We start from the raw sequence: 13466 nt of genomic DNA, 5'->3' as shown, positions 1-13466 counted from the left end.
CCCCCCCCCCCCCCCCCCCCCCCCCCCCCCCCCCCCCCCCCCCCCCCCCCCCCCTTTTCAAGCACAAGACGGCATACGAGATGATACCTCCTGTCTCGTGGGCTCGGAGATGTGTATAAGAGACAGCTTATCAAGAGTAAAAATAATTTTTATTCAGTGTGCATTTATTGGTAGTTGAAAATTAGCGCAGTCGAGTAGCTATAGGATCCTGCTTTAACTCCCGATGCAGATATTTTTGCCGAAAGCTTATGGACCGTATTCCCTTCGTCAACCTGCCTGAACTCTGATAGGGGCTTATCATCAAAAGTCAAGGCAGCGGTAATGCCAGTACCCAGTGTCAGCGTTGTTCCTGCCGTGCTGGTGAGGCTTATTGTGACCGGGCCATCACAAGATAGATCGAAATTCACGCTGGCTTCCTTACCGTCAATCTCGTTGGTATTAATCCTACCAAAATCGATAGCTAATTCACTCTGCATTATATTGCAGCGATAATCTGATACAGGAATATTAGTGCAGGGGTAGTTAGCACCTGGGTTCGCCATCAACGTAGGTGCATTAGGCATGTTGGTCGATTCACCGGGACCATGGTTACCAATCCCGACACATCCCCCCTTACCAAAGCTGCCAGCAAAAGGCCAAGTTAGACTTATATTAAGCACGGTATGTCTACCGTAGGTTTTTAACCAGTAGTCAGAGATTTCTTTCCAGGTCATCAGTAGCGGTACGTATGCGCTGGTATTCATATACCCAGCGACTGGACTGATAAAACGCACGACTATACGGTTATTGTATTGAGTATACAACTCACTATCGGTCCTGGTTTGTCTAATCGGGATCATATCAACCGTTGCGTGTACAGTGACAGTTTTTCCGGTACTAGGGGTGAATTCAGCGCTAGTCACGACCGGCCATAGTATAATATCGCCTACTGCACTGCGAGCTGTTGTAGTCGCCAGCAGCGTTGCTACCATAGTGAGGAGTAGTACTATTATTGGTGAATTTTTCATTGTATCGACTCTATAGAATTAAGGCTGCCGTTTCTCAAGCGTATATTCATTTACTGCCGGCGATTAACCAGCAGATTTTCTGTTGAGCGTATCTCATTCATACTCAAGGCTAAAGGTCACCATGGCGTTAAATGGCCCGAGCCGAATGCTTTGCTGGGCTATCGCCTCGGGCTCGCCCTGCACATAGGCCATAAACCTGATCGGGCTATCGCCCTGTACCAGTTGGTTGCCATTGCTGGGTTGATTAATGGGTATCGACTTTCCCCCTAGGGTCTCGATACCTATGGCAATCCCTGCGGCCTGGCTAGAAGCATCCAGCGCCAGTAAGCCAGGCAGGGCAGTGCTCTCAGGTCCCAGAAAGGTGACTTTCACACTATTGCCCAGGCTGATATCGCACTCCGTCAGCGGCAAGGTAAAGATTTCTCCATGGGTACGCTGGTTAATGTATAAATACTTCACCACAATGGTGCCAAACTTGCGTTCGATGTTCTCTGTGCCGGGGGCAATCGTGCAGGGTTCGGCAACCAGCGCCCCGTGAAAGCGCATATTGTCTGCTGCTAAGGCGGATGCCATTGGCAGCATTGATAATCCCAGCAACGTCAAGATCAGTTTACTTGGCAAAGCGCCATTTCTCAGTGCCATCCATTTGCCCCTTATCATTGGTACTCCGCCTGCAGTGTGGCGCTGGCCTCAAACGCACCTTCTGGCAAAGTCACTCCCGGTTTTTTTACCGGTACCGCCTTCAAAACCAGGATACCGCCGCGTGGCACGACGATCGGAGTATTGAGGGTAAACGGCAGGTCGTTTTGCAATAGCCGTATCCCCAATCCATCGATATTGGTCTGAACGGCGGCGGGATCATAGGCAGTTGCGTTGCCACTCACCGTCAAGCGTACTTCCCACGGATTAGTACTTGGACCACAGACCATTTTGTAGTCAATGGGTTGCAAATAATTTACCCCATCGACCTTGTTGATCCCCACCCGCTGCTGGAAATCGACGTCGATCAGGCCGCCGCTGTTGATGGTGCAGGGAGGCGGCTCGATCAAGGTGCCGCCAAAGTTCATCTCACCGGCGGCCAGCGCTGGATGGCAGGAGAAAATGCCTGCCAGCATCAGTGACATTACAGCCGAATATCCTGTCATTGCTCTGCTCCCGCTCACTGGTACTCCACCACCATGGTCGCGGAAGCAGAGAAGATGCCCCCGACCAAGCTTGCCCCTGGGCGCTTCACTGGTACCGCCTGTAATACCGGCAGGTTCGGATAGGTAAAATTGATCCAGCCATTAACCGGTAACGGCGTGACGCCGCTGGATAGCGCAATCCCCAGATTTTCATTGCTGGTCTGTAGGGCACCATTGGCAAATCCGGCATCCACGCCCTTTATCTGTATTTTCATTTTATTGGATAGCTGGTTGCTACACGCCAGCGTATATTTCACCGGCTGCAGATAGTTATTGCCATCGACGCGGGTGGTCATCACCGCATCGGTGAAATCGACCGTAATCGGTTGGTTATTGTTAATTACGCATGATGGCGCTACAAAGACCACTACTCTCACCGTGACAAGAGTGACGGCATGTGCCAGCATAGTGCCGAGTAACAGACTGAGCCCGATAACCAATAACCAATAACCTCGCCTGACCTGCGCGGTTATTACGCCAATTTTACTCATCACTTATCCCCGTATGTGCCGATAGCCACTTATCGTTGCCCGCCGATCAGTATGTATCTTTGACCGGCTTGGCCTGGCAGGTGTCGCCAACACAGGTGAACTGCAACTGTGGCCGTGCACCATAGTCATTGATGTAGGTCAGTACCGGGTTATTGCCCAGTTCTGCGTTACCGCTTTTCAACGTTCCTTGACTGAAGGGGGCCAGCATCAGCGGTTCAAAGTTCTTTACCGGAGGCCCCTTAACGCTGCTACTGCCATCCACCAGCGTGGTGTAGTAGGCCGTTGGGTTATTCACCTGATAGGTGCTCCCCTGACGAGTTAACGTCAGTTGTTCCTGCCAGGGGGTAGCCGCCATCGCTGTCGGTGTCAGATGTAGCATTTGTGGCCGGTAGAACAGCTTAATTCGCGTTTGCAAAGCGACCTGTAACGTATTGGGCTTGTCGCTGCGCGGTGGAATTTCACGCAGGTTGAAATAGAATAAAGATTCTCGATCCTGTGGCAGGCTGTTTGCCGCAGGCAATCCTTGTATTTTAACCTGGCTTTTGGCCCCGGCCTCAATACGCTGAATAGGGGGTAATACCGTCAATGGGCTGGTGATTTTATTGCCTTTATCATCCTCAAGCCATCCTTGAGCCAAATAGGGCAGTTGCTGATTATCATTGCTGACATTCAGGCTGATGGACTTTGCGCCGCCATCGAATACGATCCGGGTACGGTCGAGAGCGATAGCCGCATAGGTAGAGTGGGAGGCCAGGGTACATAATAAGCCGCCGATAAAAATAGTGATTCTCATGGTATTCTTCTCATTAACAATGTTGGTTTATCACCACCACCTCACAAAAAATGGCAGTGGTTTTCTTTATTTTGCCGCAACGGCAGTGGGAGTCTTGTCGCTCTCAACCAAGCGGCAGGGGAGCAACAGATCCGTCAGACTGCTGTTCGAAAGCATATTCGGTAGCATAAAGACACATTGTGCACGCCCATTCCAATGCACTTCCATCTGGTCACCGGCGTTAATACCGCTGAGATAGACGCTACCGCTGTCACCCACTATCCCAACTTGTTTCATTTTTTTGTTCAGCACGTTGGCACCAAAGGGAGGGGTTGAACCATCCGCCAAGCGGACCACCGCCATCGCTTTTTCACCGGTAATCACCTCAAAACGCCGATAACCAATTGCCCCTTCTGTCAGGGTAGCTTGTACCACGCTATTGGTGGCCTCCATGCTGTCAGGCAAGGCGTCAAGGTCGATATTGACCTGGTTACGGTAATAGTTGCCCACATCGACCACCACCGCTTTACCAAAGTAATTGCTGCTGGTTTTGGCACCATGCCCCTGGATCGGGACATTGGCTACTCCATCGGTGTCGATCAGGATCCGCGTTCCCCCCAGGATATTGGTACGGTGCAATGCGGCACCCTTATGGGTGGCGGTAGCCCCCCCCTGTAACGTGAGTCCGGCTGAGGAGTAAGCGCCATGCTGATAACTGGCAAAACCATTCATCTGCGCCAGGCTGCCCTGGTGAGTGTAGTAGCCGCTAGCTGTTGCACCGCTACGACTGGATCCTGCGGCCAGTTGATATCTGTCGTTACCATTAATCTGATCGGATACACTCACCTGATTAGTGTTATTGCTACCCTCCAGTGAACCGTTGTAACTCATCGACCCGCTATGCCCCCAAGGAATGGACAGTGACAGATACATACCATCCTGACGGGTGCCGTTATACTGATTACGGTAGGCCGTCACGAGAATACTCAGATCCTTAAAGCGCCCGAGGTCGAAATTGCGCGATAACGTCAGGTTATAGGTGTTGTTTTCCGCACTATTCCAATAGGTCAGGTGGGTATAGTTAAGGAATGCGCTGATACCCAGATCGACAAACTGTTTATTGAAGGTGAGGGTATACATCTCTTTGCTACTCGCCGAACGGGCACCATAGGTTCTGGCATCCAGATACTCGCTCATGCTCATAAAGTCCCGCTCAGAGAAGCGGTAACCGGCAAAGGTCACCTGACTGTTATACTCATCAAAACGCTTTGAATAGCTCAGACGGTAAGATCCTCCCGACAAGGTGTCATCTTTCTGCGGCAGTTTGGCCCGTGACTGAGTCACATCAAAAGAGAGTGCCCCGAACATCATCAGGTCACGCCCGACCCCTAACGCCAAGGCGTTATAGTTACCACCTGCCACGCCGCCGCCGTATAGCGACCAACCGTTGCTTACCCCCCAGGAAAACTCGCCGGTGGTAAATGGGGAGCCGTTGGGTTGGTGTTGCCAGCTGGAAGGCCTGCCGGCTGCTACCTTGTAACGCACCGTTCCCGGCCGGGTCAGGTAGGGAACGTTGGCGGTATTCACGGTAAAAGTTTCTACCCGGCCATCTGATTCCTCCACCCGCACCAATATCTGCCCGATAGTCGAGTTATTAATATCCTGGATACGGAACGGACCCGGCGCCACATGGGTCTCATACAGCACCCGCCCTTCTTGGCTGATGGTGACCTTGGCATTGGTACGAGCAAGGCCCGTCACTTCCGGCGCATAGCCCCGTAGGCTGGGAGGCAGCATCGAGTCATCGGTTATCAGACTGGCACCGGTGAAACGGAAGCTATCAAAGATATCCGAAGTCAGGAAAGTTTCTCCCAGCATTAGCTTGGCGCTCAGACTTGGCACGGCCCGATAGGCATAGTAGCGGCTCCAGTCCCAACTTTTTTGCGTACTCCCTTCCGAACCGCTCTGGTTGGTATACTGCGATTGCCAGTCTGCACGCAGACGCCAGACACCCATATTGGCACCGATGGTCCCATTACTGCTGACGCTGTTCCCGCCATTCCTTTCCTGAGATCCCTGCTGGCGCTGCGCCTGGGCATTAAGGCTATAGTCGGCCAATAGCCCAGGGATCCCCTCATCCCAGCGAGAAGGAGGGTCCCAATTCTCATCTACATATTCCAGATAGGCCTGTGGCATACTGATGTACAGCGTCGAGGAGCCCAGATCGCCCTTGACGGTCATGCCAGGTAGTTGGCTGAGTGCTAGACATACGCTCTCACGTTGCCAGGTCAATTTATCCAGCGTGGCAGGTTTCAAACCCAACAACTTGACTATTTCCGGGGTGACACAGGCCTCAGTGTCTTGCTCTTTATCCGCCGAGGTGTAAAAGGTCACAGACTGTTCCGACAATTGATGTTTGTTAACATAGACGGTTAACAGATACTCCCCTGGCATAATATAGCCACTGCGGGAGAACTGCCCTAAGTCAATGTTAGCGCGATCTTTCACGTCTAAAATATCGGTGTTAAACTGTATGTCGTCCGCCTGTGCAGCAAGAGTAATGCCTCCCAGACAATACGCAACATGCAGGGAGAGAATATGTGGCCGAAAATAGCGCGTAATAAAAAGCAACGAAACCATATTCTAAAACCTTTTGCATGACAATTTTCATTGTGTATGGTTCGCTTTCCTGACTAGAGATAAAGATGGATAACAGCGTGGTTCGATAGGGTTTGGTTATCACTTCCTTATACAATAACAATCAGTAAAGTCCGTTTTAAAATAAACTGATTAATATAATTTCCTGGTACGCAGAGCGCAATTATAACTAAACGTCAGCAGTAAACTAACAACATGATATTTTGGGGTGATTACTTTTTATAACAAAATGGGGTAAGGCTCCCCCCTTATGTAGCCTAATAAACCGACCTCATACTCCCTTGCCTATTGTCATGCTGTTGGTGCTTCTCCGCAGAAAAATAGGAAAGAGTACATATTCGCCAGGCAAGCGGTTTAGCATAAACCCATCACTTGCATGTTAATACTGCATGCGGAAAGCGCATGCAGTGAGTCAAATCACTACGATAAGTTTACTGGTAAGCTAGGGTGAAGTCAGCGATGCTAGTAAAGTCACCTGGTTTGATGGTTGCAGCCGCGCCGTCACCTTTCAGGTAGGCTGAGAATACCAGCGTGTTATTCCCCTCTTGCAGGCTCTGAGGCTTACTCGCCTGACCCAGTTTGATCACGGTGTTAGCGCCATCGGTCAGTGCAATACTTGCGCCCTGTGCGGTACCGGTAACACCCAGACGACCATCAGCACCCGCAGCACCCGTAAAGGTAGCAGTGATGGTTTTCATTGCTGCGAGGGTGCAACTTTGCAATTTAATTGAGAAGTTTTTAGGAATTGAAGTACCGCCATCTGCTAATTGAGCGGCAGAGATCTGGCCCAGTTCCACAACCTGCTTGGCATCATCGTTAGTGATAGAACAAGGTGCATCAATGATGGTGCCGTTAAAAGTCACGGTACCATGACCCTGGTCAGCAGCATTAGCTGTAGAGATGACACCGAATGCCAATACTGTTGCGATGATTGTTTTATTAAAATTCATTTTGTTACCCTAATTTTCAATTGGCTAGTAGTACATATGCGATATTTATGTGTAAACCCAAAAGAGAACCTATACTTTGTGTTTAGCTAGTAACCAGTCACATCCCTTTGTGTTCGTTATAGATAATACTGTGCATTGGGTAATCTTTGGTATAATATTTTAAGCAATGGTGCATTAATGAAGTTTAATGCTTTTAAATCAATATATTTAGATTTATGTAATGATAATTAGATAATAGGTCATCCGGTTCAGGATTTATCTTAGTAGGCAAAACTCGCGCCTGTAGATGCAAAGGTGGTTATGGCATGAATAAAAGGGGAAGGAGCCTTATTTAGGCTATGTTGCATTAGCGTAGAGAAGTTAGAAAAAGTGGTGCTGCCGGTTATTTAGGCAGCCAACAGATAAAATTGTTCCGCAGGTGACAATCCCTCACTTTGCGGATGTTGATATTGCCCTTTATGTATCATGTGGATCAATTCGATGCCAGCCAGGAGCATCTGTGCACGCCGAAACGGTTTGATCCCAGCATGGGTAGGCTCCGACGTTTGATGTTTCGATGATCTTGTTCAATCAGGTTGTTCAGGTATTTACTCTGCCTGACGGTAATCAATCGCTTCCTCATCAGGTTCATCGGCGTTGAGCGTGGCTAAAGCTGCGGTGTTTGCGATTGAACCCAGAGGATTTAGAAACGTCAACATACCCAGAAGGACAAACATTATTAGCCTCTTCGTAGCAAACGTTCCATGAAGTCCCTGCTCCACATTCTATAAGGAATTGTTTTGTCCCATCGCCACGGTTTACCTGAGTGGATTGGGCGCAGCCAGTTACAACAATTACTATAAGGCACAAAATTAATTTACCCATAAAAAGCACTAATAATGAGTTGAGGACGGCTAACACTTCCCAATAACATCGCCGATGAAAGATGACAATTGGCTCCAATGTGAAGAACTAGCCCGAGTTTTAGTGTAGAGCACTTTCCCATCAGGTGTAATCACCCATGTCTCGATGAAGGAGTTACTTTTACCGTGAGATTCTCCAACCATAGAAGTTGATGACACAGGTGAGTACGTAAGTCCTGATTCATATACATCACCAACTGAAGTAAGGCTTGCTGTATTCCCATTTATAGAAATATGGTATGTCCCCGCGGCCTCATCTTGTTGAAGTTTGTACTCAGGACTGAATTGAGACTGGCCTTTCAGGTTGGAGACCACCCAGCACTGAGCATTAGAAACGCATGGTGCCAGTAACAAAGACAACGCTAAAATTTTATATACATAGCCCCCGACCGTAGCGTTTAGCATTTGCCTGTTACATCACCAACGAATGCTTTGGAGGAGTCAAACCTTCCCCATCCGGTTAGGACTTTTGTCATCATTACCTTTCCATCATTGTTGATAGACCACGTCTCAATCGCCTCACCAGAATCAGACTGAGACAATCCAATAAGCGTGTTTTGGGATATAGGAATATATTTTATCCCTCCAGCGTCCGTGCCGTTTGTCACAACGGATGAGTTTTTCTCATCAATTGTTATCATGAACGAGCCGCTAAAGCCGTCATCCGTTCGTTTGTAGGCATCATCCTTCATGAATGTTGAGCCTTTTAAGTTCGACACAACCCAGCACTCGGCGCTAGCGGGTAGTGAGGCTAAGGCCAACATGGCAATGATGATCTTTTTCATCCCAGAATCCTAACTGATTATTCTTTATCAGCATACATCTGCACGAGCGTTTCGAAAACCATCTTCTTGACGGTTTCGGCTTGCTGAGCGGCTAACTTTTCCGTGTCGCTACGGTAGCCAATAACAGGTGAAGGCCTGGACATGGCATCCTGAACAATCTGCACCAGTTCCGCATTGAGCGAGCGGCCATTGAGTGCTGCACGTTGCTTAACCTTATCCTTCAGTTCTTTAGGTATATACTTGTGGTGTACGGATATATTCTGGCTCGGGTAAATGCTCCCAGTCTCGGTACATGACCACCGTTTTCCCTTTTCTTCCTCAACCAAATCAACAAAGTAAAATCAAAATAAGAGGATTTGACCATCATGACTCAGATTTTTACTTTAACACTTTCTCCATCTCTCGATAGCGCGACGACAACTCCCAGGATCTACCCTGAAGGGAAACTACGCTGCACCACCCCCATTTTTGAACCTGGTGGGGGTGGCATCAATGTTGCCCGTGCCGTAGTTTATCTTGGTGGGCAAGCCAGTGCGATCTTTCCAATTGGCGGGCCAACGGGCGAGCATTTAAAAGAGTTGCTTGATCGGGAAGGCATTGTTACAGAAACCCTGAAAGCTCAGGACTGGACACGGCAGAACCTGCATGTCCATGTGGATAATAGCGGTGAACAGTTTCGCTTTGTTATGCCAGGGGCAAGGGTTAATGATGCCGAGTTTGACCAGATTTTGTTGCAGGTGCAGAAGATCCCTCATGGTTCGATTCTGGTGATTAGTGGCAGCTTGCCACCGGGCACCACGCTGGCAAAATTAACCGACCTGATTAAGCAGGCGCAAGCTATAGGATTGCACTGTATTGTCGACAGTTCTGGGGATGCTTTACAGGCCTGCCTGGATGTAGGGGGGCTGGCTTTGGTAAAACCGAATCAGAATGAGCTGTCTGCACTTATCGGGCGGTCATTGGAGCACCCTGATGATGTGCGAGCTGCCGCTAAGGAGTTGGTACAACAGGGGGGAGCTGAGCGGGTTGTTGTATCACTCGGCCCTCAAGGAGCTCTCGCCGTTGATAGTGACACCTGTATACAGATAGTCCCGCCACCGGTGAAGAAACTTAGCACCGTCGGGGCCGGTGACAGCATGGTAGGCGCGATGGTGCTGAAATTGGCGAACGGGGCAGACCTGGTGGATATGGTTCGGTTCGGCGTCGCAGCGGGCAGTGCAGCCACGCTTAATCTTGGAACGCGGCTCTGTTCACTGGCGGACACCCAGCGCCTGTATGACTACATCTGCAAAAGTTCGCGTGGCTGAGCCTGGCAAACCAGGCGACGCGGGTTATTTTGCAATAGGATGAATCATCCGTAAGCCGCTGTGCGCTGTGAGGACCTCCGCGAAGGTGCGTAAAGTGGTTGTGAAAATGCGGGTCGGTTAATTTCCCTCGCCCGGTGGCGCTCGCTTCCGGGCTACAACTTTTGTACCTCGTTTCATCGTTTCGTGATCCAGGCTAAAAAATTGCCCCTTGCTGATTTTTCCCGGTTTACCTCTCCGCGCATCGCGGCATAGTATGAGAACTAAATTAATGAACACAGTTCTATAATGTAGAACAAAATAGGTCAACAAGGAGATCTCATGCAGCTTACTGCGCAGTTCTCGGGGATTATTCCGCCTGTCTCCACCATTTTTAACGCCGATGGCCAGTTAGATAAACAGGGTACCGCCGCGCTCATTGACGACATGATTAACGCCGGTGTCGACGGACTGTTCTTTTTAGGCAGCGGAGGCGAGTTCTCCCAGCTCAGCGCCGAAGAGCGTAAAGCGATCGCCGAATTTGCCATTGATCATGTGGATCGCCGGGTGCCGGTTCTGATTGGTACCGGCGGCACTAACGCACGGGAAACCATCGAACTGAGTCAGCACGCGCAGCGCGTGGGTGCGGATGGCATTGTGGTGATTAACCCTTATTACTGGAAAGTATCTGAAGAGAACCTGATCCGCTATTACCAGCAGGTGGCGGACAGCGTAACGCTCCCAGTGATCCTCTATAACTTCCCGGCGCTAACCGGTCAGGACTTAACGCCCGCGCTGGTCAAAACGCTGGCCGATTCGCGCGGCAACATCGTGGGTATCAAAGATACCATCGACTCCGTGGCCCATCTGCGCAGCATGATCCTGATCGTGAAAGCGGCGCATCCCCACTTTACGGTGCTGTGCGGTTACGACGATCACCTGTTCAACACGCTGCTGCTGGGCGGCGACGGGGCGATCTCGGCGAGCGGTAACTTCGCGCCGCAGATCTCCGTCAAACTGCTGCAGGCATTCCGCGACGGCAACTTGGCTCAGGCCGCCAAATATCACCAGACAATGCTGCAAATTCCGCAGATGTATCAGCTCGATACGCCATTTGTGAACGTGATTAAAGAGGCGATTTCGCTGTGCGGACGACCGGTGTCGACCTATGTACTGCCGCCTGCGAGCCCGCTGGATGAGTCGCGCAAGACGCAGCTGAAAGCCCTGCTGCAACAGTTGAAACTCTGCTGAATCGGAAGAATAAGATGGCAATAGAGACTATTTTCACCCCGCAGGACGATGCCTTTTATTCGGTCACGACCCATGCGGCCGGACCGCAGGGCGCGCTGCCGCTGACGCCGCAAATGCTGATGGAGTCCCCGAGTGGCAATCTGTTTGGTATGACGCAGAACGCCGGAATGGGCTGGGACGCCAATAAACTCACCGGCAAAGAGGTGCTTATTATTGGCACTCAGGGTGGGATCCGCGCGGGCGATGGTCGCCCGGTAGCGCTCGGATATCATACTGGGCACTGGGAAATCGGCCTGCAAATGCAGGCGGCGGCAAAAGAGATCACCCGTAACGGCGGCATTCCGTTTGCGGCGTTTGTCAGCGATCCTTGTGACGGGCGCTCGCAGGGCACGCACGGGATGTTCGATTCTCTACCGTATCGCAACGACGCCGCTATCGTCTTCCGTCGTCTTATTCGTTCACTGCCCACGCGCCGCGCGGTGATTGGTGTTGCTACCTGCGACAAAGGTCTGCCCGCGACCATGATTGCGCTGGCCTCCATGCACCATCTGCCGACCATTCTGGTGCCGGGCGGTGCGACGCTGCCGCCAACGTTTGGCGAAGATGCCGGAAAGGTGCAGACCATCGGCGCGCGCTACGCCAACCATGAACTCTCGTTACAGGAAGCTGCTGAACTGGGCTGTCGCGCCTGCGCGTCGCCGGGAGGCGGCTGTCAGTTTTTAGGCACCGCTGGAACCTCTCAGGTGGTGGCCGAAGCGCTCGGGCTGGCGTTGCCGCACTCGGCACTAGCCCCGTCTGGGCAGGATGTGTGGCTAGAGATTTCCCGCCAGTCGGCTCGCGCGGTGGCTCAGTTGGACGATCGCGGGATCACCACGCGCGATATCCTCACCGATAAAGCGATTGAAAACGCGATGGTGATCCACGCCGCGTTTGGTGGCTCGACCAATTTGCTGCTGCACATTCCTGCTATCGCCCATGCAGCGGGATGCACGATCCCGGATGTCGACCACTGGACGCGTATCAACCGCAAAGTTCCGCGCTTGGTGAGCGTGCTACCGAATGGGCCTGACTATCACCCAACGGTGCGCGCGTTCCTCGCGGGCGGCGTGCCGGAAGTGATGCTCCACCTGCGCGATCTCGGCCTGTTGCATCTGGATGCCATGACGGTGACGGGCCAGACGGTAGGGGAAAACCTCGACTGGTGGCAGGCGTCCGAGCGCCGCGAACGTTTCCGTCAGTGTTTGCGCGAGCAGGACAGTGTCGATCCTGATGATGTCATCCTCCCACCGGAACGCGCCAAAGCCCGCGGGCTGACCTCAACGGTCGCTTTCCCGGTGGGGAATATCGCGCCGGAAGGATCGGTGATCAAGGCGACGGCCATCGATCCGTCGGTGGTGGGCGCAGACGGCGTTTATCGTCATACGGGCCGGGCGCGAGTGTTTGTTTCCGAAGCGCGGGCGATCACGGCCATCAAAAACGGCGAGATCGATCGCGGTGATATCATGGTCGTCATCGGCGGAGGCCCGTCCGGCACCGGGATGGAAGAGACTTACCAACTGACCTCGGCGTTAAAGCATGTCTCCTGGGGTAAAACAGTTTCGCTGATCACCGACGCGCGTTTCTCTGGCGTGTCGACAGGCGCGTGTTTTGGTCACGTGGCCCCCGAAGCGCTGGCTGGCGGGCCGATTGGTAAGCTGCGCGATAACGACATTATTGAGATCGAGGTGGACAGGCTTTCTTTAACTGGCCGGGTGAATTTCATCGGCACAGCACAACATCCGCTGACGTCGGAAGAAGGGGCGGCAGAACTGGTACGCAGAACACCGCATCCGGAATTACACGCGCATGATTTCTTACCGGACGATACGCGACTGTGGGCCGCTTTGCAGTCGATTAGCGGCGGTACCTGGAAAGGCTGCATTTATGATACCGATAAAATTATCGAGGTTATTAACGCCGGTAAAAAAGCACTCGGAATGTGAATAGTAAAATAAAAAATTCTGCCTGCGATAATATTTCGTGGGCAGTTTTATCGTGCCTGTAATATAGCTGTTTTTAAAAATGGTCTGATTTTATAACTTATTAAAATTAAAAGTATAAAATTATTTTCAGTTTTCAATAATATAACGACGATTATCACAAAAGCAAAATATCATAATTCATAAATCAGATATGACCATTGC

12 protein-coding genes and 1 pseudogene are annotated in these 13466 nt (G+C 51.2%); 3 read left to right on the top strand and 10 right to left on the bottom strand.

Annotated elements, in window-relative coordinates:
* Nucleotides 1-164: 164 nt before the first annotated feature.
* The 10 genes and pseudogenes from JHD74_RS07385 to JHD74_RS07340 form a co-directional block, all read right to left on the bottom strand.
* On the bottom strand, nucleotides 165-1007 hold the full coding sequence (locus tag JHD74_RS07385) for a hypothetical protein (RefSeq protein ID WP_199062267.1): 843 nt from the start codon (nucleotides 1005-1007) through the stop codon (nucleotides 165-167).
* Nucleotides 1008-1100: 93 nt separating this feature from the next.
* Nucleotides 1101-1649, bottom strand: a complete 549-nt coding sequence (locus JHD74_RS07380; RefSeq protein ID WP_199062265.1) for a fimbrial protein — start codon at nucleotides 1647-1649, stop codon at nucleotides 1101-1103.
* A 14-nt stretch (nucleotides 1650-1663) separates the two neighbouring features.
* Nucleotides 1664-2152 (bottom strand): fimbrial protein, encoded by a 489-nt coding sequence (locus JHD74_RS07375; protein ID WP_233169470.1) that lies wholly within the window; start codon nucleotides 2150-2152, stop codon nucleotides 1664-1666.
* Between the two features lie 14 nt (nucleotides 2153-2166).
* Nucleotides 2167-2682 carry a fimbrial protein gene (locus tag JHD74_RS07370; protein WP_233169469.1) on the bottom strand — a complete coding sequence of 172 codons (516 nt, stop codon included), beginning with the start codon at nucleotides 2680-2682 and terminating at the stop codon, nucleotides 2167-2169.
* Nucleotides 2683-2728: 46 nt separating this feature from the next.
* Nucleotides 2729-3475, bottom strand: a complete 747-nt coding sequence (locus JHD74_RS07365) for a fimbria/pilus periplasmic chaperone (protein ID WP_074027868.1) — start codon at nucleotides 3473-3475, stop codon at nucleotides 2729-2731.
* Between the two features lie 66 nt (nucleotides 3476-3541).
* A complete protein-coding gene (locus tag JHD74_RS07360) occupies nucleotides 3542-6094 on the bottom strand; it encodes an outer membrane usher protein (protein WP_199062263.1) in 2553 nt (850 codons plus the stop codon).
* A 449-nt stretch (nucleotides 6095-6543) separates the two neighbouring features.
* Nucleotides 6544-7062: a fimbrial protein gene (locus tag JHD74_RS07355; protein ID WP_074027870.1), complete on the bottom strand. Its 519-nt coding sequence runs from the start codon at nucleotides 7060-7062 to the stop codon at nucleotides 6544-6546.
* Between the two features lie 386 nt (nucleotides 7063-7448).
* Nucleotides 7449-7727: pseudogene (locus JHD74_RS07350) on the bottom strand (DDE-type integrase/transposase/recombinase); the annotation flags it as partial.
* 635 nt (nucleotides 7728-8362) lie between these two features.
* Nucleotides 8363-8749, bottom strand: a complete 387-nt coding sequence (locus tag JHD74_RS07345) for a hypothetical protein (RefSeq protein ID WP_074027871.1) — start codon at nucleotides 8747-8749, stop codon at nucleotides 8363-8365.
* Between the two features lie 17 nt (nucleotides 8750-8766).
* On the bottom strand, nucleotides 8767-9006 hold the full coding sequence (locus tag JHD74_RS07340; protein ID WP_199062269.1) for an Arc family DNA-binding protein: 240 nt from the start codon (nucleotides 9004-9006) through the stop codon (nucleotides 8767-8769).
* A gap of 108 nt (nucleotides 9007-9114) precedes the next feature.
* Here JHD74_RS07340 and pfkB point away from each other — a divergent pair, with 108 nt between their 5' ends.
* From pfkB to JHD74_RS07325, 3 genes are all read left to right on the top strand, one after another.
* Complete coding sequence (gene pfkB / locus JHD74_RS07335) at nucleotides 9115-10056, top strand: 6-phosphofructokinase II (RefSeq protein ID WP_161738663.1); 942 nt, start codon at nucleotides 9115-9117, stop codon at nucleotides 10054-10056.
* A gap of 318 nt (nucleotides 10057-10374) precedes the next feature.
* Nucleotides 10375-11283, top strand: coding sequence for a dihydrodipicolinate synthase family protein (locus JHD74_RS07330; protein WP_199062261.1), 909 nt, complete (start codon nucleotides 10375-10377; stop codon nucleotides 11281-11283).
* Between the two features lie 14 nt (nucleotides 11284-11297).
* A complete protein-coding gene (locus JHD74_RS07325) occupies nucleotides 11298-13265 on the top strand; it encodes a YjhG/YagF family D-xylonate dehydratase (RefSeq protein WP_199062259.1) in 1968 nt (655 codons plus the stop codon).
* The last annotated feature ends 201 nt before the right edge of the window (nucleotides 13266-13466 follow it).

This window comes from Serratia sp. ASV30, from assembly GCF_016428815.1.
Taxonomy (GTDB): Bacteria; Pseudomonadota; Gammaproteobacteria; order Enterobacterales; family Enterobacteriaceae; genus Chania; species Chania fonticola_C.
Note: the sequence above shows the minus strand (reverse complement) of the source record. Positions and strands in the feature narration are given on the sequence as shown.

What these genes read in the sequence shown, in the direction of transcription:
- JHD74_RS07385 (WP_199062267.1), bottom strand. Translation starts at nt 1,007, where the DNA reads ATGAAAAATTCACCAATAATAGTACTACTCCTCACTATGGTAGCAACG.
- JHD74_RS07380 (WP_199062265.1), bottom strand. Translation starts at nt 1,649, where the DNA reads ATGGCACTGAGAAATGGCGCTTTGCCAAGTAAACTGATCTTGACGTTG.
- JHD74_RS07375 (WP_233169470.1), bottom strand. Translation starts at nt 2,152, where the DNA reads ATGACAGGATATTCGGCTGTAATGTCACTGATGCTGGCAGGCATTTTC.
- JHD74_RS07370 (WP_233169469.1), bottom strand. Translation starts at nt 2,682, where the DNA reads ATGAGTAAAATTGGCGTAATAACCGCGCAGGTCAGGCGAGGTTATTGG.
- JHD74_RS07365 (WP_074027868.1), bottom strand. Translation starts at nt 3,475, where the DNA reads ATGAGAATCACTATTTTTATCGGCGGCTTATTATGTACCCTGGCCTCC.
- JHD74_RS07360 (WP_199062263.1), bottom strand. Translation starts at nt 6,094, where the DNA reads ATGGTTTCGTTGCTTTTTATTACGCGCTATTTTCGGCCACATATTCTC.
- JHD74_RS07355 (WP_074027870.1), bottom strand. Translation starts at nt 7,062, where the DNA reads ATGAATTTTAATAAAACAATCATCGCAACAGTATTGGCATTCGGTGTC.
- JHD74_RS07345 (WP_074027871.1), bottom strand. Translation starts at nt 8,749, where the DNA reads ATGAAAAAGATCATCATTGCCATGTTGGCCTTAGCCTCACTACCCGCT.
- pfkB (WP_161738663.1), top strand. Translation starts at nt 9,115, where the DNA reads ATGACTCAGATTTTTACTTTAACACTTTCTCCATCTCTCGATAGCGCG.
- JHD74_RS07330 (WP_199062261.1), top strand. Translation starts at nt 10,375, where the DNA reads ATGCAGCTTACTGCGCAGTTCTCGGGGATTATTCCGCCTGTCTCCACC.
- JHD74_RS07325 (WP_199062259.1), top strand. Translation starts at nt 11,298, where the DNA reads ATGGCAATAGAGACTATTTTCACCCCGCAGGACGATGCCTTTTATTCG.